We start from the raw sequence: 19,085 nt of genomic DNA on the forward strand, positions 1-19,085 counted from the left end.
GGGGGGCCCCGTAAGGGGCCGGGGGGGGGGGGGGGGGGGGGGCCCCCGGGGCGGGCGGCGGGGGGGGGGGCGCCGCCGGCGGCCCCCCCCCCCCCCGGGGGGGGGCGGGGGCCCCCCCCCCCCCCCCCGACCGGCACCGCACGCTCTACGTCACCGGCGAGGAGTCGGCCGGTCAGGTCCGGCTGCGCGCCGACCGGATCAACGCGCTCTCCGAGCACCTCTACCTCGCCGCCGAGTCCGACCTCGGTGCGGTGCTCGGGCACATCGACGCGGTCAACCCCGGTCTGCTGATCCTGGACTCGGTGCAGACCATCGCCTCCGCCGAGCTGGACGGCGCCCCCGGCGGTCCGGCCCAGGTCCGCGAGGTGGCGGGCGCGCTGATCCGGGTGTCCAAGGAGCGCGGCATGGCGACGCTGCTGGTCGGCCACGTCACCAAGGACGGCCAGATCGCCGGCCCGCGCCTGCTGGAGCACCTGGTGGACGTGGTGCTCAGCTTCGAGGGGGACCGGCACGCCCGGCTGCGGCTCATCCGCGGGATCAAGAACCGCTACGGCGCCACCGACGAGGTGGGCTGCTTCGAGCTGCACGACGAGGGCATCGTCGGCCTGGCCGATCCGTCCGGCCTCTTCCTGACCAGGCGTGACAAGCCCGTCCCGGGCACCTGCCTCACCGTCACCCTGGAGGGCAAGCGCCCGCTGGTGGCGGAGGTGCAGGCGCTGATGGTGGATTCGCAGATCCCGTCCCCGCGGCGCACCACCTCGGGCCTGGAGTCGCCCCGGATCGCGATGATCCTGGCCGTGGTGGAGCGGCACGGCGGGGTGAAGCTCGGCAAGCAGGACATCTACACCGCGACGGTGGGCGGGGTGAAGCTGAGCGAGCCGTCCGCCGACCTCGCGATCGCGCTCGCGGTGGCCAGCTCCTCCTCGGACACCCCGCTGCCCAGCAACCTGGTGGCGATCGGTGAGGTCGGCCTGGCGGGCGAGGTACGGCGGGTGACGGGGGTGCAGCGGCGGCTGGCCGAGGCGCACCGGCTGGGCTTCACGCACGCCCTCGTCCCGCCGGATCCGGGCAAGGTGCCGCCGGGCATGAAGGTGGTCGAGGTGGCCGACATCGGCGAGGCGCTGCGGGCCATCCCGGGCCGCCGCCGGGCCGCCGCCAAGCCGCGTGCTGAGGCACCGTCGGCGCCGCCGGCCCCGCGCGCGGCCCGGGTCGTCGCGCACCCGGAGGAGCTGATGGAGGGCTGGGAGCCGCTCGACTCCGACGAACTGCGCTGACCCAAGCCCTGTCGATGCCGCACGCAGTTAGACTTTCCCCAGTCTCATTGGCCAGAAGGCAGTACCGAGCGGTACTGAGCGACAGAGCAACAGACCGCGGACCGGCGCACGGCGCGAGGCGCGCGGCACGGGGTCGACCGGAGGAGTCACGTGGCAGCCAGCGACCGGGGGGCGGACAAGGCCTCCCGTGAGGAGGCCCTGCTGCGGGCCTCCCTCAGTGCCATCGCACCCGGCACGGGGCTGCGCGACGGCCTGGAGCGGGTGCTCCGGGCCAACACCGGCGGCCTGATCGTGCTCGGTTTCGACAAGACGGTCGAGTCGATCTGCACCGGCGGCTTCGTCCTGGACGTCGAGTTCACCGCGACCCGGCTGCGCGAGCTGTGCAAGCTGGACGGCGCGGTGGTGCTGGACAAGGACATCACCAAGATCGTCCGGGCCGGCGTGCACCTGATGCCGGACTCCACCATCCCCACCGACGAGACCGGCACCCGCCACCGCACCGCGGAGCGGGTCAACCGGCAGACCGGCTTCCCGGTGGTGGCGGTCTCGCACTCGATGCGGCTGATCGCGATGTACGTCAACGGCACCCGCCGGGTGCTGGAGGACTCCACCACCGTCCTGTCCCGCGCCAACCAGGCGCTGGCCACCCTGGAGCGCTACAAGCTGCGGCTGGACGAGGTGGCCGGCACGCTGTCCGCGCTGGAGATCGAGGACCTGGTGACGGTCCGGGACGTCACCGCCGTCGCCCAGCGGCTGGAGATGGTCCGGCTGATCGCCACCGAGATCGCCGGCTACGTGCTGGAGCTCGGCATCGACGGCCGGCTGCTCTCGCTCCAGCTGGACGAGCTGATCGCGGGCGTGGAGCCGGAGCGCGAACTGGTCGCCCGGGACTACTTCCCGGAGCGGGCCGCCAAGAAGGGCCGGACGGTCAACGAGGTGCTGGCCGACCTGGAGGCGCTCACCCACGCCGAGCTGCTGGACCTTCAGACGGTCGCCAAGGCGCTCGGCTACTCGGGCTCCCCGGAGTCGCTGGACTCGGCGGTCTCGCCGCGCGGCTACCGGCTGCTGGCGAAGATCCCGCGCCTGCCCAACACAGTGATAGAGCGCCTGGTCGAGCACTTCGGCGGCCTGCAGAAGCTGCTCGCCGCCAGCATCGACGACCTGCAGACGGTCGAGGGCGTCGGCGAGACCCGGGCCCGCTCGGTCCGCGAGGGCCTGTCCCGGCTCGCCGAATCGTCCATCCTGGAGCGCTACGTCTGACCCGGCGCCACGTCCGGCCTGACGCACCGCCGCGCACGGCCCCCGGGGAACGCCCCGGGGGCCGTCGCGCACCCCCGCCGAGTCCACCCCCGCCGAGCCATCCCGACCGACGCACCTCGACCAGCGCACCTCGACCAGCGCACGCTGGCCGGTCCGTGAGACGCCGAAGCCCCCGGCCGCGTCGGCCGGGGGCTTCGAGTCGAGTCGAGTCGAGGGGGCTCAGCTGTCCAGGCGGATCGAGGAGCGCGCCGAGACCTGGCCGCCGGAGAGCCCGGTGAGGTCGGCGACCACCAGGTAGGTGCCCGCCGCGGGGGGCGCCGGGTCGGCGGTGGCGCACTGCGGCTTGCTGCGGCTGCGGTCCCAGGTGAAGGTCTCGGTCAGGCCGTTGTTGGCCGGGATCTGCACCCAGCTGCTGCCGCGGTCGGACGGGCAGTCGCCGGAGGACCAGACCCGGTCGCCGTTGCTGGCGGTCACGGTGATCGCGGAGGCCGTCCGGCCCAGGTCCACCCGGCAGTTGGCGCCGGAGGCGTTCTTCACGGTGAGCGAGAGCCGCGGCTTGTCCTTGGGCTGGTACGAGTTCTGCGCGCTGGCCAGCTCCAGGGTGACCTGCGAGGAGACGCAGACCGGAAGCGCCATCACCTCGGGCGTGTTCACCACCGGGGCGCCGCCGCCCGAGCCGCCGGAACCGCCGGCCGCGGCGCCGCCCGCCGCCGCACCGCCACCCGTGCCCCCGCCGGTGGCAGGAGCCGGGTTGGCGCCGCCGCCGGTGCCGCCGGTGCTGAGGCTGACCTCGCCGCCGCCGGAGCCGGCCACCGGGCCGCCGCTCGCGTTGCCGCCGCTGCCGCCGCCGGGGCGCGCCGCGGGGCCGCTCGGGGACGCGCCGGGTGTGATGGACTGGGCGGGGGTCTGGCTCTGGGACGGAACGGCCTGCGCGGCCTTGCTCGATGAGCCGCCGTCACCGCCCCCGTCCTGATCGATCATCAGCCAGGCGATCAGGGCGGCGACCGCCGCGACGGCGACGAGCACGACGACGCGCCGACGCCAGTAGATCGAGGCCGGCAGCGGTCCCACGGGTTGACGCAGAGAGGGCACGCCCAAACTCTACGAGACTGTGTGTGCCGCTTGACGCACCAACACCGCACAGTCGCCCCTTCCTTCACATGATCCGCCATTTGCGCCGTTCGAGGGAGCTTCGAAGCGGTGGTTCTCCGGGAGATCCGCAGGGATATCCGGAGTTCTTTTCTCCGCTTCGGTCGCGCCCGTCGACATGGGAGGATCGAAGGGCCATGGCTGCCATCACTGTCACCCCCGCCCCCGTCCCCCCGGCAGGCGCCGCGCCGGACGCCGTCCGGCTTTCGATGCCCCTGCCGCTGCTGCACGCGACCGTCCTCGACTGGTACGAGGCCGACAAGCGCGACCTCCCCTGGCGGACGCCCGAGGCGACGCCCTGGGCGATCATGGTGAGCGAGTTCATGCTCCAGCAGACTCCGGTGAAGCGGGTGCTGCCCGCCTGGGAGGCGTGGCTGACCCGCTGGCCCACCCCGGCCGACCTCGCGGCCGAGGCGCCCGGCGAGGCGGTCCGGATGTGGGGCCGGCTCGGCTACCCGCGCCGCGCGCTGCGGCTGCACGCGGCCGCGGTGGCGATCACCGAGGAGCACGGCGGCGAGGTGCCGGACGACCACGCCACCCTGCTCTCGCTGCCCGGGGTGGGGGAGTACACGGCCGCCGCGGTCGCCTCCTTCGCCTTCCGCCAGCGGCATGTGGTGCTGGACACCAACGTCCGCCGGGTGTTCGCCCGCGCGGTGTCCGGTGTCGAGTACCCGGCCCAGGCCACCACGGCCGCCGAGCGCCGGACGGCGACGGCGCTGCTGCCCGACGACGCCGAGACCGCGGCCACCTGGGCGGTCGGCGTGATGGAGCTGGGCGCGCTGGTCTGCACCGCGCGCGGCCCGGAGTGCGGGGGCTGCCCGCTGTTCGCCCACTGCGCCTGGCAGCGGGCCGGCCGCCCGCCGTACGAGGGCCCGGCCCGGCGCGGCCAGACCTACGAGGGGACGGACCGGCAGGTGCGCGGCAAGCTGCTCGCGGTGCTGCGGGAGTCGCACGGCTCGGTGCCGCAGGCCCGGCTGGACGCGGTCTGGCCGGACGCGGTGCAGCGGGCCCGGGCGCTGGACGGCCTGGTCGCGGACGGCCTGGTGGAGCCCGTCGAGCAGGGCGTCTACCGGCTTCCCCAGTAGTCGGCCACGAACGCGGGACGGCGCCCCCGGAGGAGTCCTCCGGGGGCGCCGTCGTGTCGGCGGGAGGGCGGTCAGACGGCCGCCGCCTCCAGCGAGGCCTCGGCGGACTTGTCCGCCTTGCCCGTGCCGGTGCCGCGCAGCGGCACCTCGCGCATGAACACCGCGGCGGCGATCGCGACCACGGCCACCCCGGCACCCCACAGGAAGACGGTGTGCATGCCGTTGGATACCGCGTGGTGGTAGGCGTCCTGGATGTTCTCGGGGAGCTTGCGCAGGTCCGCCGGGCTCATCTGGCCCGGGTCCTTCACGCCGCCGCCGGCCGCCGCGTGGTCGCCCAACCGCTCCTTCATGGTGTCGGTGACCCGGTTGTTGAACAGGGCGCCGAACAGCGCGACACCGAAGGAACCGCCGATGGTGCGGAACAGGGTGGCGGTGGAGCTGGCCACGCCCATGTCCTTGAGCTCGACGCTGTTCTGCGCGACCAGCATGGTGATCTGCATCAGGAAGCCCATGCCGGCGCCGAGCACGACCATCCAGCAGGCGGAGGTGAAGCTGCTGGTCGTGGTGCCCATGGTGGAGAGCAGCACCATGCCGACGGTCATCACGATGGTGCCGATGATCGGGAATATCCGGTACTTGCCGGTCTTGGTGACGGCCTGGCCGACCACCAGCGAGACGACCAGCATGCCGAACATCATCGGCATCAGCAGCAGGCCGGAGTTGGTGGCCGAGGCGCCCTGGACGATCTGCTGGTAGAGCGGCAGGAAGACGGTCGAGCCGAACATCACGAAGCCGACGATGAAGCCGATGATCGAGACCAGGGTGAAGTTCAGGTTCTTGAACAGGCTCAGCGGCAGCATCGGCTCCTGCACCCGCTGCTCGACGTAGCAGAAGGCGATCAGCGTCGCGGCGGCGAGCGCGGCGAGGCCCAGGATCTGCTTGGAGCCCCAGTCGTACTGCTGGCCGCCCCAGGTGGTGATCAGGACGAGCGAGGTGATGCCCGTCGTGAGCAGGATGGCGCCCCAGTAGTCGATCCGGGCGTTGTTGCGGACCTTCGGCAGCTTCAGGGTGACGACGACCACGGCGAGTGCGATCACGCCGAGCGGCAGGTTGATGTAGAAGGTCCAGTGCCAGCTCAGGTGGTCGGTGATGAAGCCGCCGACCAGCGGGCCGCCGATGGTGGCGAGGGCCATGACCGCGGCGAACATGCCCTGGTACTTGCCGCGGTCACGCGGCGCGACCAGCGCACCCATGATCGACATGACGCCGACCATCAGACCGCCGGCGCCCAGGCCCTGGAGGGCGCGGAAGCCGATCAGCTCGTTCATGTTCTGCGACAGGCCGGACAGCGCCGAGCCCACCAGGAAGATCACGATCGAGGTGAGGAAGGTGCCCTTGCGGCCGTAGAGGTCGCCGAGCTTGCCCCAGATCGGGGTGGAGGCGGCGGTGGCCAGGGTGTACGAGGTGACGACCCAGGACAGGTGCTCGGCGCCGCCGAGGTCGCCGACGATGGTCGGCATCGCGGTGCCGACGATCAGGTTGTCGAGCATGGCCAGCAGCATGGTGACGACCAGGCCGACCATGACGAGGCGGATCTCGCGGGGCGACCGCGGCTGCTCCTCCTCGGCTGACTTCTCCTCCGGTACCGGGCCGGTGGTCTTGGACTGTGACATGAGGTGGTGTCTCCCGGAGGGGTTTTTCGGACGGGCGGAGGCCGCGCAGTGATTCACTTACTTGACGCCCGGCTAGTTTGTGGACCGTCGGCACGGTAAGTTGTTTACTAGCCGGTCGTCAAGCCAGTTTCCCGCCCGGCTGCCTGGGCAGGGAGAATGGGCCCGGGGCGGACGCCACCGGGGTCCGCAGCAGTCACCGACGCACTCATGAGGCAGGCCATGGGCACTCCGCACAGCCCCCGCAGCGACACGCGGTCCCGCATCATCGAGGTGTCCCTGGAGCTCTTCTCCGAGCAGGGCTACGAGCAGACCTCGCTGCGCGAGATCGCCGACCGCCTCGGTGTCACCAAGGCCGCGCTCTACTACCACTTCAAGACCAAGGACGACATCGTCCTGGGCATCGTGGAGCGGATGGCCGCGCCGATCGACGAGACCATCGCGTGGGGCCGGCAGCAGTCCTGGAGCCCGGAGATGCGCGACGAGCTGATCCGCCGCTTCGCCGACGGGATGGCCGAGCGGGCGCCGCTGCTGCGCTTCTTCCACGAGAACCAGCCCGCGCTGCGCGAGTCCGCGGCCGGGCTGGCGTTCAAGGACCGCATGATCACGATGATCCAGCTGGTGCACGGGCCGGACGCCGACTTCCGGGAGCGGCTGCGCGCCACGATGTCGCTGTTCACCGTCCACTCGGCGATGTTCCTGCTCAAGCAGGACGCCGCGGACTGCGACCACGGCGACAACGTGTGGGGCGAGTCCTCGCCGCCGGCGGCCACCCTGGAGGAGGCGATCGGGGCGGCCCGGGAGGTCGCGCTGGAGATCGGCGGCCGGATCGGCCACCCGGCCCCCGCCCACTCCTGAGCGGACGGGCGGGCGGACCGGTGGCTGGGGCCGGGCTCAGAACGCGGTGACGCCGTGCCCCGCGAGGTACGCGATCGGGTTCACCACCGCGCCGTAGCGGTTGCTGGTGCGGATCTCGAAGTGCAGGTGGGGTCCGGTCGAGTTGCCGGTGCTCCCGGACCGCCCGATCTGCTCGCCCGCCGACACCTGCTCCCCCGGCGAGACCCCGAGCGAGGACAGGTGCGCGTACTGCGCGTAGTGCCCGTCCTCCAGCCGCAGCACGACCTCCTTGCCGTACGAGCCGTCCCAGCCGGCCGACACCACGGTCGCGTTCCCGACCGCCAGCAGCGGCGTGCCCGGGTCGACCGCGAAGTCCACCCCGGTGTGGTACCCGGCGGCGTACTCGGAGTTGGCCACCCCGTACGGGTTGCTGGTCGGCGCGTCCGGCACCGGGGCCGACCACTCCGGAGCCGGAGCGGGCTCCGGTGCGGGCGCGGCCTCGGGCTCCGTCGCGGGGGCCTCGGCCGGCGCGTCGGCGACGGGCGGCTCCACCGGCAGCAGGTTGGCGGCCACCGCCACGAACTCCTGCGCCGAGTCGCCGTCGTTCGGCAGCCGGTACGGGCTCGGCCCGGCCACCTGGACCAGCCCCGGGCTGGGCACGGCGGCCTGCGGCGCGGTGAAGGCCGAGCTGCCGGGCGTGGTGGGCCGGACGGTCTGCGCCGAGGCGCTGCCGGGCGCGGCCACCAGCAGTGCGCCGGCGAGCAGCACCGCGGCCGCCCCGGCGGCGACCACCGCGCGCTCCCGTTCGGCCTGCGGGTGCCCGCCGGGCAGCGGGTGCCGGGGCGCGGCGAGCGCGCGCAGCGGCGCGGCATGGGTGCGGGCGGCATGGCCGAGCCGGGGCTGCCAGGCCGCCGCCTGGGCCGCCGTTCGGGCGGCGAGCCGGCGCAGGACCGGCCCCACGGGCGGGACAGAGGACATCGGTAGCCGTACCTCACGGTGGACGAGGGCAGCACGAAGTGCCCGTTCGGGCGCGTGCTGAGCGGGGGACCACTCAGGTGTAACGGTCACCGAGCGGAGTCCCAAACGGCGTGACGTACTACGGCGTGTAGTCAGCGTCGCGCCGGAGATTCAAGCTGACGGAGTAATGATCATGAGATCCGATCGTCTACCACCGGCCTGTGGCGGGCCGCCCGCGCCCGCGGCCGGGCTACTACCGCCGGTCGTACCGCGCCCGACGGGAGCCCGGCCGGTGTGACCAGCGCCATGCCCGTCCGGGGTTTGGGTCGGCCGCGCACCCCTTTCCGCCGTCCGCCCCGCTGACCTGGCGGGCCCGCTGGGGGACCATCGACGCATGTATGGCAACAGGAGCGAAGACCTCGACGGCAATGACCGCCCGAGCCTGCCGGACCGCCGCTTCGCCGCCCTGCGCGGCTGCGAGCGGATCCTGTCCGGCGACCGGCCGCAGAGCATGCGCGAACGCCTCGCCGCCCTCGCGGGGGAGGGCGGCGGCCATGACCTGGACCACCGCCCGGACCAGTACGGCGACGGCGTGGTCCGCACCCTCGAACGCACGGTCGCCGACCTGCTCGGCACCGAGGACGCGGCCTTCTTCCCCACCGGCACCATGGCCCAGCAGGTCGCCCTGCGGATCCACGCCGAGGCGGCCGGGCTGCGCACCGTCGCGACCCACCCGCTGGCCCACACCGACCAGCACGAGCGGCACGCGCTCGGCGTGCTGACCGGCCTGCGCAGCGTCTGGCCGACCATGGCCCCGCGCCAGCCCACCGTCGAGGAACTGCGCTCCTTCGACGAGCCGTACGCCGCGCTCAGCCTGGAGCTGCCGCTGCGCGAGGCCGGCTTCGTGCTGCCCGACTGGGCGGCGCTGGCGGCGCTGGCCGGGGTCGTCCGGGAGGAGTGCGGCGCGGCCCTGCACCTGGACGGTGCCCGGATCTGGGAGTCGGTGTTCCACCTCGGGCACCCGCTGCCGGAGATCGTCGCGCTGGCCGACTCGGTCTACGTGTCCTTCTACAAGACGCTCGGCGGCATCAGCGGCGCCGCGCTGGCCGGTTCGCGGGGCTTCGTCCGCACCGCCAGGGCCTGGCGGCACCGGTACGGCGGCCAGCTCTACCAGCAGTGGCCGGCGGCTCTCGCCGCGCTGGCCGGGCTGGACGCCCGACTCCCGCTGCTGGAGCGGTACGTGACGCACGCCAAGGTGGTCGCCGAGGCGCTGGACGCGGCCTTCGCGGCGGTCCCGGGCGCCCGGGTGCACCCGGCCCCGCCGCACACCCACCAGTTCCAGTTCTGGCTGCCGTACGCCGCCGGGGAGTTGGACGAGGCCGGGCTGGGGCTGGCCGAGGAGACCGGGGTCGCCCTGTTCGGCGGCTGGCGCGAGCGGGACCTGCCGGGCCTGGCGATGACCGAGGTCACGGTGTCGGCGTCCGCGCTCGACTGGACGGCGGCGGACGTCGCCGAGGCGGCCGCCGCCTTCCTGGACCGGCTGCCGGCCCGGGGCGCCGGGGCCGGTGGGAGCCGCAGCGGGGCCTGACCGGAAAGCGTCCGGCCCGCCCCCGCGCGATGCGGGGACGGGCCGGACGTGGTGGGTCAGAACCGCCTGGTCACAGGCTGATCGCTACTGCTCGACCGATCAGTTGTCGACCGGGCGGACCCGGATCCAGGTCTCCAGGTAGTTCGAGGACTCGTTCTCGACCTCGATGCTGGTACCGGTCTTCGGGACGTCCACGCCGCTGTACGGGTTGTCCTTGGACCACCACGACTTCAGGTCCGAGAACTCGTCGACGCCCTTGGCCTTCGGGACGACCGTCTCGACGCCGTTCTTGTGCAGGGTCAGCTGGCTGGTCTTGCGCGAGCCGAAGGTCGAGTCGTAACCCTGCATGCGCGGACGCAGCAGGGCGCCGTCGCTCCACTTGAGCGGGGTCGGGTGCGAGTCGATCGGCAGGATCAGACCGTGGCCCGGGTGGGCGCTGACGTTGTTGTTGGGCTGCGACTCGTCCCAGAACCAGATCAGCAGACCGGGCTGGTACGGGTAGTACTCGACCCACTTCGGCCGGCTGTTGCCCCAGCCGAAGTTGTACGGGCCGGTCTTCAGGGTCTGGTCGAAGGAGACGTACTGGCGGTTCTCCGCGATGTAGTACTGCCCGTAGTCCTTGGTGTAGCTGCCGGCGAAGCGGGTGAAGCCCTTGGCCACCCAGCCGTTGTCACCGTTCTCGACGTCGTCGCTGAAGACCGTCGAACCGTCGGCGGTCACCGAGATGTCGTCGACGGCGAAGCCGCGGTAGTGCAGGCCACCGTCGGTGGTGTTGTGGAAGCGGACCTTGACGGCCTTGCCGGCGTAGGCGTCCAGCGAGAAGGACACGTCGCCCCAGGCGGCGGTGAGACCGGTGAGGGCCGCGCGGCCGCCGGCGTCCTTCGTGATCGGCTTGCCGTTCCAGGTGCCGTCCAGGGCGGTCCAGTTGGTGCCGCCGTCGGTGGAGACCTCGGCGAAGGCGTAGTCGAAGTTCGCCTCCAGCTCGTACCAGGCCTTGGCGTTCAGGCTGGCCTTGGTCTTGCCGGTCAGGTCGATGTCACGGGTGAGCGTGACGTTCAGGTTGTCGTCGCTGCCGCTCCACCACTCGCTCTTGCCCGAAGCGGGCTTGTTGATGTCGGTGGGGATGGTCTTCTTCGGCAGCTCGACGACCAGGGCCTGCGGGAGGCTGCTGTTGTACTCGACCGGGCCGATGTGGTGGGTCGACTCGGTGCCGGCCTTGGCCTTGTCGAACTTCAGCCAGCCGAGCTTGAGCTTGCTCCAGGCGTCGAGGTCGTTCGGCATGTCGCCGATGGCGCCCTTGCCCTCGCCGAGCCAGGAACCGGAGGACATCAGCGACCAGAAGCCGACCGAGTTGTCGATGCCGGTGCCGGCGGTGTCGTAGAGGTCCGGCAGACCGAGGTCGTGGCCGTACTCGTGGGCGAAGACGCCGAGGCCGCCGTTCTCCGGCTGCATCGTGTAGTCGCCGATCCAGAAGCCGGAGTCGCCGACCTGGACGCCGCCGAGCTTGTTGTCGGCCGGGCCCGCCTGGCCGTTCAGGTTGCCGTAGGCGTACGCGCGGTGGGCCCACAGGGCCTTGCTGCCCTGCTTGCCGCCGCCGGCCGACTTGTCCTCGCCGGCGTGCACGATCTGGAAGTGGTCGATGTACCCGTCGGGCTGGTTGAAGTTCCCGTCGTTGTGGGAGCCGTAGCGGTCCCACTGGTCGTACGACGCCAGGGTGGCCTTGAGCTGCTCCTTGGTCTGCCCCTTGGCCAGCTGGTCCTTGTACCAGATGTCCACGGCGTCGCGGATCAGGTCCTGGGCGCTGTCGCAGACGTTGGAGCCGCAGTAGTCCGAGCCGTACCGGGCCTCGTTCCACGGCACCCGCACCCAGTCCGAGACCACGCCGTCGACCGAGTAGCGGCCCGAGGACTGCTTCTCGTAGAAGGTCTTCAGCGAGGGCTTGTCCTTGGAGAAGTACAGCTCCTGGAAGTGCTGCTGGTTGTAGTCGGCCTGCCAGGCGGTCGAGTTGTCGTTGGCGCGGTCCGGCTTCTCGATCTCGTTGTGCTTCGGGCCGGGCTCACCGCCGTACATGACCTTGCCGTCTTCGGTCTTGGTGGTGTTGTCCACCTGGTCGCCGAAGTCGACGAGGATGGTGAAGATCTTGTCCGTGCGCTCGCGACCGAGCTCCACGTACTTGTCCTTGCCCAGCTTGATGCTGCTGCTGCCGTTGTGCTGCTCGACCTGGGCGGTGCCCGCGATCAGCTGCTCGGTGGCGGCCTTCTGCTCGGCCTCGACCTTCTCGGTCAGCGGGCCCGGCAGGTTGTGCTCGATGTTGGCGGACTGGACGGCGTCGGCCGGGTCCCTGGGTGCGGGAGCCGAGCCCGCGGCGACGGCGGTGGCCGGGAACAGGCCCGCGCCGAGCGCGACTATGACCGCTGCGGCCGTGGCAGCCGCAGCGGATCTCCTGATGTTCTTCAAAGTTGTGACGTCCTCCCCGACCGGGGCCAGCTCTTGGCCAAAGCCCGGCAAACCAAAATGAAAGACAGGTGGACGTCATTTGATACAAGCGTGGACAGAAAAGATAGCCCTTGACCATGACATGGCCACGGCGCTATCCTGCGCAACTTCCGATCAGCTGACCATATGTCAACCGTATGTCCGTTAAAGCTTACTGAGAAATCGGACGCACCCGCACCAGCCCGCCGCGAGGCCATCCGCCCTCGCCCACGGGCGCCCCCGGTCCGGCCGGCCGGAACGCGCCGAGCCCCCGGCGCGGACGCCGGGGGCTCGGTAGCTGTGAAGTTGTCTGTTAAATGTTGCTACTTCGTCAGGTCCGGGCCGGACGAGGCGACCGCGGCCGGGGTGTCCGCGACGGCCGACTTCTCCTCACCGCGGAAGGTGAACTTGGCCTCCTTGCCCTCACCCTCGACACCGACGACCACGATGTGGCCGGCCCGCAGCTCGCCGAAGAGGATCTTCTCGGAGAGGTGGTCCTCGATCTCGCGCTGGATGGTGCGGCGCAGCGGCCGGGCGCCCAGGATCGGGTCGTAGCCGCGCTTGGCCAGCAGCTTCTTGGCCTCGACACTGAGCTCCAGGCCCATGTCCTTGTCCTTGAGGCGGCCGTCCACCTTCTCGATCATCAGGTCGACGATCTGGATGATGTCTTCCTCGGACAGCTGGTGGAACACCACGATGTCGTCGACGCGGTTCAGGAACTCGGGGCGGAAGTGCTGCTTGAGCTCCTCGCCGACCTTCGCCTTCATCCGCTCGTACCCGGTCGTGGAGTCACCCGTGGCCGCGAAGCCCAGGTTGAAGCCCTTGGAGATGTCCCGGGTGCCGAGGTTGGTCGTCATGATGATGACGGTGTTCTTGAAGTCGACCACGCGGCCCTGGGAGTCGGTCAGGCGACCGTCCTCCAGGATCTGCAGCAGCGAGTTGAAGATGTCCGGGTGGGCCTTCTCGACCTCGTCGAAGAGGACGACGGAGAACGGCTTGCGGCGGACCTTCTCGGTCAGCTGGCCGCCCTCCTCGTAGCCCACGTACCCGGGGGGCGAACCGAAGAGCCGGGAGACGGTGTGCTTCTCGGAGAACTCGGACATGTCGAGCGCGATCAGCGCGTCCTCGTCGCCGAAGAGGAACTCGGCGAGCGTCTTGGACAGCTCGGTCTTACCGACGCCGGACGGGCCGGCGAAGATGAACGAGCCGCCGGGGCGCTTCGGGTCCTTGAGGCCCGCACGGGTGCGCCGGATGGCCTGGGAGAGCGCCTTGATGGCGTCCTTCTGGCCGATGACGCGCTTGTGCAGCTCGTCCTCCATGCGCAGCAGCCGCGAGGTCTCCTCCTCGGTCAGCTTGAAGACCGGGATGCCGGTGGCGGTGGCCAGGACCTCGGCGATGAGCTCCTCGTTGACCTCCGCGACGACGTCCATGTCGCCGGCCTTCCACTCCTTCTCGCGCTTGGCCTTGGCCTGAAGGAGCTGCTTCTCGTCGTCGCGCAGGGACGCGGCCTTCTCGAAGTCCTGCGCGTCGATCGCGCTCTCCTTCTCGCGGCGCACGTCGGCGATCTTCTCGTCGAACTCGCGCAGGTCCGGCGGCGCGGTCATCCGGCGGATGCGCATTCGGGAGCCGGCCTCGTCGATCAGGTCGATCGCCTTGTCCGGCAGGAAGCGGTCCGAGATGTAGCGGTCGGCCAGGGTGGCGGCGGCGACCAGCGCGGAGTCCGTGATGGAGACCCGGTGGTGGGCCTCGTAGCGGTCGCGCAGACCCTTGAGGATCTCGATGGTGTGCGGCAGCGACGGCTCGGCGACCTGGATCGGCTGGAAGCGGCGCTCCAGCGCGGCGTCCTTCTCCAGGTGCTTGCGGTACTCGTCCAGGGTGGTCGCACCGATGGTCTGCAGCTCGCCGCGGGCCAGCATCGGCTTGAGGATGCTGGCGGCGTCGATGGCGCCCTCGGCGGCGCCCGCGCCGACCAGGGTGTGCAGCTCGTCGATGAACAGGATGATGTCGCCGCGGGTGCGGATCTCCTTGAGCACCTTCTTCAGGCGCTCCTCGAAGTCACCGCGGTAGCGCGAGCCGGCCACCAGGGCGCCCAGGTCCAGCGTGTAGAGCTGCTTGTCCTTGAGCGTCTCCGGGACCTCGCCCTTGACGATCGCCTGCGCCAGGCCCTCGACCACGGCGGTCTTGCCCACGCCGGGCTCGCCGATCAGGACCGGGTTGTTCTTGGTGCGGCGGGACAGCACCTGCATGACCCGCTCGATCTCCTTCTCGCGCCCGATGACCGGGTCGAGCTTGGCCTCGCGGGCGGCCTGGGTGAGGTTGCGGCCGAACTGGTCCAGGACCAGCGAGGTCGACGGGGTGCCCTCGGCGGGCCCGCCGGCCGTGGCCGACTCCTTGCCGCCGCCGGTCTGGTAGCCGGAGAGCAGCTGGATGACCTGCTGGCGCACCCGGTTGAGGTCGGCGCCCAGCTTGACCAGGACCTGGGCGGCGACGCCCTCGCCCTCGCGGATCAGACCGAGCAGGATGTGCTCGGTGCCGATGTAGTTGTGGCCGAGCTGCAGCGCCTCCCGGAGCGACAGCTCCAGGACCTTCTTCGCCCGCGGGGTGAAGGGAATGTGGCCGGACGGGGCCTGCTGCCCCTGGCCGATGATCTCCTCGACCTGCTGGCGCACGGCCTCAAGGGAAATCCCGAGGCTCTCCAGGGCCTTGGCGGCGACGCCCTCGCCCTCGTGGATCAGACCCAGGAGGATGTGCTCGGTGCCGATGTAGTTGTGGTTGAGCATCCGGGCTTCTTCCTGAGCCAGGACGACAACCCGCCGCGCGCGGTCGGTGAACCTCTCGAACATCGTTTATCGCTCCTCAGAGCGGTCGGGCAGTTCGGGGTCGGTCCCCGCCCTGTCCTTCCGCATGCTAGTCCCGCTCAGCGGCGCGGCCCACGGATTCACTCCCCGGTACGGGAGCGAGATGCTGCGCGACCAGCCGACACCAATCCCAACCTGATGCTGGGAAACGGTGTTCCCACAGGTGGCCCGGATGCACCGGATACCGCTACGCCATCGGCGAACAAGAGCCGCCGGGGCGGAGCCGGGCCGTCTCCGGCCGGTCACGCATACTGCCCCTGGACGGGTCGAAGAACCCGTCCACCTGCATTCATACCCGGTATCGGGGCGCTTCTCGCGCAGTTTCCGCGGTGGCGGTGTTCGCCTGGCGAGAAGTCGCGTCGCGGCGACGGCGGTTCGGCACGGCCGGTGCGGCAGGCACGCCGCCCGGTGGTGCCGGCGTTACCGCTTCGCCCTTACAGCGTTGCACAGCTCGTGATTGTTCCGCCGCCCGAGCCCGCGCCCCGGACGCCCCCCGGTACCGGTGGCCCTGCGGCCCCCGGGGTGCGCGCCGCGGGGCGCGGAGGAGAGTCCTCCGCGCCCCGCGCGTGTGTCGTCGGCGCCGTGTGCGGCCGCCGGGGCCCCGCATCCGCTCCGGCGTTCCGGTGGCGCCGGGGTCAGGACGCGTTGGCCTTGTCGTAGGCCTCGCGGACGGTGCTCGGCACCCGGCCGCGGTCGTTGACCTCCATGCCCTGCTCCTTGGCCCACGCGCGGATCTTCGCGGTGTCCGGCGCGCTGCCGGAGGGGCGCGGCGCGGTGCCGCGACCCGGGCGCCGCGGGCCGGCGAGCCGGCCGCTCTGCTTGCGGCCCTTCTCCACGTACGGCGCCAGCAGACCGCGCAGCTTGTCCGCGTTGACGCTCTTCAGGTCGATCTCGTAGGCAACGCCGTCGAGCGCGAACGTCACCGTCTCGTCCGCCGAACCACCGTCGAGATCGTCTTCAAGAATGACCTGCACCCTCTGTGCCACGGGCTTCCCTTTCCGCTAAACGACCCATTGCCTAAGGAAAGGAAAGCGCCTTTCTCCGGAAAACACAAACCCTTGACCGGCGCGGAGCCGCTCAGAGGTGCAGCAGCATGCGCGAGTTGCCCAGTGTGTTGGGCTTCACCCGCTCCAGGTCAAGGAACTCCGCGACACCTTCATCGTACGAGCGGAGAAGTTCTTCATAGACATCCGTAGCGATCGCCGCCGGGTCTGTCGTACCATCATCGGTTTCCTGAAGCTCTCCGATCTCGACGAAACCGTGTTTCGCGAAGAACGGAACCTCGAACGTCAAGCAGAAAATCCGACGGACGCCGAGCCAGCGCGCGGTCTGCAGCAGCTTCTCCAGCAGCAGATGTCCGACCCCGAAGCCCCGGCAGGACGGATCGACGGCGAGCGTGCGGACCTCGGCCAGGTCCTCCCACATCACGTGCAGGGCGCCGCAGGCCACCACCGCACCGGTGTCGTCGCGTTCGGCGACCCAGAACTCCTGGACGGATTCGAACAGTGTGACTGTGGGCTTGTCGAGCAGAATGCCGTCGCGCGAGTAGGCGTCGATGAGCCCGCGTACGGTCCGCACGTCCGTGGTCCGCGCACGGCGGATGGTGACCTCCATGGCCGGGACGTTATCGTGTCGCGCCCGGCGGGGTCTCCCCGGTATCCGGTCCCGGCTCCGCGGATTCGGCGGGGGGCGGATCCGGCGGGAACAGAGCGGTGACCCGCAAGGCGTCCCGCAGCGCCTCGCGCTGCCCGGGCGACATCAGGCCGAAGAAGTGCACCAGGGCCGCGGCCGGATTGTCACTGGTGGCCCACGCGTCGTTCATCAGCGCCGCGGTGTACGCCTCGCGGGACGAGACCGGTTCATATCGATAGGCCCGGCCGACCCGCTCGCGGCGCAGCCAGCCCTTTCTGTGGAGCTTGTCCAGGACGGTCATCACCGTGGTGTACGCGATTTCGCGTTCCGACTGCAGATCCAGGAGAACCTCGCGAACCGTCACCGGCCGGTTCCACTGCCACACCCGGGTCATGATGGCGTTCTCAAGTTCACCGAGTTGCCGGACCATAGTGCGGCCAGGATAGGGAGTGAATGGGGCAAATCTTGTGAAGTGCGCCAAACCGGCGCGCCGCCACCCCCGGAATCGGGAATGGCGGCGCGCCGGTGGTTCGGCGGCTGACGGTGTCAGTCGCGGGTTCGCTCGCGGGTCAGTCGAGGTCTTCCTTGGCCTTCTGGGCTCCGCCCTGGCTGCGGATGATGGCCCGCACCAGGAATCCGAAGCCGATCGCCATGACCAGCGGCGGCACGATCGCGCTGACGTAGTCCATCAGTCACTCCTCCTCGGTCTTCTCCGCCGTCGCGGCGGAAGCCTTCGCCTCCGGCTTCACCAACGGGAAGAGCACGGTCTCCCGGATGTTCTTGCCGGTCAGCAGCATGATCAGGCGGTCCACCCCGAGGCCGAGGCCGCCGGTCGGCGGCATCGCGTACTCCAGGGCCCGCAGGAAGTCCTCGTCGATCTGCATCGCCTCGACGTCGCCGCCGGCCGCCAGCAGGGACTGCGCGGTCAGGCGGGCGCGCTGCTCGACCGGGTCGACCAGCTCGGAGTAGGCGGTGCCGATCTCGGTACCGAAGATCACCAGGTCCCACTTCTCGGCCACGCCCGGCACCGAGCGGTGCTGGCGGGTCAGCGGGGAGACCTCGGTCGGGTAGTCCTTGATGAAGGTCGGCCGGACGGCGTTCTCCTCCAGCAGGCGCTCGACCATCTCCAGCACGATCTGACCGTGGCCCCAGTCCTTGTCGAACGGGATGCCGTGGTCGAAGGCCAGCTTGCGCAGCTCCTCGACGCCGGTCTCCGGGGTGACCTCGACGCCCAGGCGGGCGGAGATGCCCGGGTAGACGGAGACCTCCTCCCACGGCTCGGCCAGGTCGATCTCGTGCTCCACGCCGTGCGCGTCCAGGCCCTTGATCACCGTGGTGCCCAGCGCGTCCCGGGCCGCGTTGACGATCGTCTCGCGGATCAGCTCGGCCTGGGTGTCGTAGTCGCCGTACGCCTCGTACGACTCCAGCGAGGTGAACTCCGGGTTGTGGGTGGAGTCCGCGCCCTCGTTGCGGAAGTTGCGGTTGATCTCGAAGACCTTCTCGGCGCCGCCGACCACCAGCCGCTTGAGGTACAGCTCGGGGGCGATGCGCATGTAGAGGTCGATGTCGTACGCGTTGATGTGCGTCTTGAACGGGCGGGCGTTGGCGCCGCCGTGCACCGGCTGCAGCATCGGGGTCTCGACCTCGATGTAGCCGCGGTCCTCGTAGGTGCGGCGGATCGAGCGGACCACCTTGCTGCGCAGGTGCAGGATCTCGCGGGCCTCGGGGTTGACGATCAGGTCGACGTACCGCTGGCGGACCCGGGCCTCCGGGTCGGTCAGGCCCTTGTGCTTGTCCGGCAGCGGGCGCAGGCACTTGGCGGTGAGCTCCCAGCGGTCCACCATCACGGACAGCTCGCCGCGCTTGGAGGTGATCACCTCGCCCTCGACGCCGACCTGGTCGCCCAGGTCGATGTCCGTCTTCCAGGCCGCCAGCCGCTCCGCTCCCAGCTTGTCCAGGGAGAACATCACCTGGAGGTCGCCGGTGCCGTCGCGCAGCGTGGCGAAGCAGAGCTTGCCGCCGGTGCGGGAGAGGATCACCCGGCCGGTGACGCCGGCCCGCTCACCGGTCGCGGTGTCGGGTTCCAGGTCCGGATGCTTGGCGCGCAGGTCCGCGATGGTGCTGGTGCGGGGGAAGCCGACCGGGTAGGGGTCGACACCGGCCGCCCGGAGCCGGTCCAGCTTCTCGCGCCGGACGCGCATCTGCTCGGGAAGGTCGTCGGTCGCGGGGATGGGGCTCTGATCGCTCACCCCACAAGGGTAGCCAGCCACACACCGTGCTCCGCCACGGGATAACGCAGG

The 19,085-nt window shown here is 70.9% G+C and carries 13 protein-coding genes and 1 pseudogene; 5 read left to right on the plus strand and 9 right to left on the minus strand.

From position 1 onward, the window contains the following. Nucleotides 1–125 precede the first annotated feature (125 nt). Together ACIOGZ_RS16350 and disA are read left to right on the plus strand one after the other, a co-directional pair. Nucleotides 126–1,274 (plus strand): annotated as a pseudogene (locus ACIOGZ_RS16350) (DNA repair protein RadA); the annotation flags it as partial. Between the two features lie 201 nt (nucleotides 1,275–1,475). Next, entirely contained in the window at nucleotides 1,476–2,534 is a 1,059-nt protein-coding gene (disA, locus tag ACIOGZ_RS16355) for a DNA integrity scanning diadenylate cyclase DisA (RefSeq protein WP_063351299.1), read from the plus strand. Nucleotides 2,535–2,753: 219 nt separating this feature from the next. On the opposite strand, the gene ACIOGZ_RS16360 is transcribed toward disA, so the two are convergent. After that, nucleotides 2,754–3,626, minus strand: coding sequence for a hypothetical protein (locus tag ACIOGZ_RS16360; protein ID WP_363589023.1), 873 nt, complete (start codon nucleotides 3,624–3,626; stop codon nucleotides 2,754–2,756). Nucleotides 3,627–3,820: 194 nt separating this feature from the next. Between ACIOGZ_RS16360 and ACIOGZ_RS16365 the strand changes: the two genes are divergently transcribed. Further along, the gene (locus ACIOGZ_RS16365; RefSeq protein ID WP_400809970.1) at nucleotides 3,821–4,768 is read left to right on the plus strand and encodes an A/G-specific adenine glycosylase; all 948 of its coding nucleotides are present in this window, start codon (nucleotides 3,821–3,823) and stop codon (nucleotides 4,766–4,768) included. Nucleotides 4,769–4,839: 71 nt separating this feature from the next. Here ACIOGZ_RS16365 and ACIOGZ_RS16370 read toward each other — a convergent pair whose 3' ends face one another. Beyond that, entirely contained in the window at nucleotides 4,840–6,441 is a 1,602-nt protein-coding gene (locus ACIOGZ_RS16370) for an MDR family MFS transporter (RefSeq protein ID WP_363589021.1), read from the minus strand. Nucleotides 6,442–6,660: 219 nt separating this feature from the next. Here ACIOGZ_RS16370 and ACIOGZ_RS16375 point away from each other — a divergent pair, with 219 nt between their 5' ends. Continuing rightward, nucleotides 6,661–7,296 (plus strand): helix-turn-helix domain-containing protein, encoded by a 636-nt coding sequence (locus ACIOGZ_RS16375; RefSeq protein WP_363589019.1) that lies wholly within the window; start codon nucleotides 6,661–6,663, stop codon nucleotides 7,294–7,296. Nucleotides 7,297–7,332: 36 nt separating this feature from the next. Here ACIOGZ_RS16375 and ACIOGZ_RS16380 read toward each other — a convergent pair whose 3' ends face one another. Continuing rightward, entirely contained in the window at nucleotides 7,333–8,253 is a 921-nt protein-coding gene (locus ACIOGZ_RS16380) for a M23 family metallopeptidase (RefSeq protein ID WP_363589017.1), read from the minus strand. A 373-nt stretch (nucleotides 8,254–8,626) separates the two neighbouring features. Between ACIOGZ_RS16380 and ACIOGZ_RS16385 the strand changes: the two genes are divergently transcribed. Then, nucleotides 8,627–9,820: a beta-eliminating lyase-related protein gene (locus tag ACIOGZ_RS16385; RefSeq protein ID WP_363632233.1), complete on the plus strand. Its 1,194-nt coding sequence runs from the start codon at nucleotides 8,627–8,629 to the stop codon at nucleotides 9,818–9,820. Between the two features lie 99 nt (nucleotides 9,821–9,919). Here ACIOGZ_RS16385 and ACIOGZ_RS16390 read toward each other — a convergent pair whose 3' ends face one another. From ACIOGZ_RS16390 to lysX, 6 genes are all read right to left on the minus strand, one after another. Beyond that, nucleotides 9,920–12,277, minus strand: coding sequence for an immune inhibitor A domain-containing protein (locus tag ACIOGZ_RS16390; protein WP_400809974.1), 2,358 nt, complete (start codon nucleotides 12,275–12,277; stop codon nucleotides 9,920–9,922). 341 nt (nucleotides 12,278–12,618) lie between these two features. Beyond that, on the minus strand, nucleotides 12,619–15,138 hold the full coding sequence (locus ACIOGZ_RS16395) for an ATP-dependent Clp protease ATP-binding subunit (RefSeq protein WP_350878400.1): 2,520 nt from the start codon (nucleotides 15,136–15,138) through the stop codon (nucleotides 12,619–12,621). A 650-nt stretch (nucleotides 15,139–15,788) separates the two neighbouring features. After that, entirely contained in the window at nucleotides 15,789–16,139 is a 351-nt protein-coding gene (locus ACIOGZ_RS16400) for an Lsr2 family protein (RefSeq protein ID WP_350878401.1), read from the minus strand. Between the two features lie 91 nt (nucleotides 16,140–16,230). Continuing rightward, nucleotides 16,231–16,767, minus strand: a complete 537-nt coding sequence (locus ACIOGZ_RS16405; RefSeq protein ID WP_350878402.1) for an amino-acid N-acetyltransferase — start codon at nucleotides 16,765–16,767, stop codon at nucleotides 16,231–16,233. A gap of 10 nt (nucleotides 16,768–16,777) precedes the next feature. Continuing rightward, nucleotides 16,778–17,215, minus strand: coding sequence for a BlaI/MecI/CopY family transcriptional regulator (locus tag ACIOGZ_RS16410; RefSeq protein ID WP_363589010.1), 438 nt, complete (start codon nucleotides 17,213–17,215; stop codon nucleotides 16,778–16,780). A gap of 262 nt (nucleotides 17,216–17,477) precedes the next feature. After that, nucleotides 17,478–19,034: a bifunctional lysylphosphatidylglycerol synthetase/lysine--tRNA ligase LysX gene (gene lysX / locus ACIOGZ_RS16415; protein ID WP_079135798.1), complete on the minus strand. Its 1,557-nt coding sequence runs from the start codon at nucleotides 19,032–19,034 to the stop codon at nucleotides 17,478–17,480. Between the last annotated feature and the right edge of the window lie 51 nt (nucleotides 19,035–19,085).

The organism is Kitasatospora sp. NPDC088160, from assembly GCF_044741445.1.
GTDB lineage: Bacteria > Actinomycetota > Actinomycetes > Streptomycetales > Streptomycetaceae > Kitasatospora.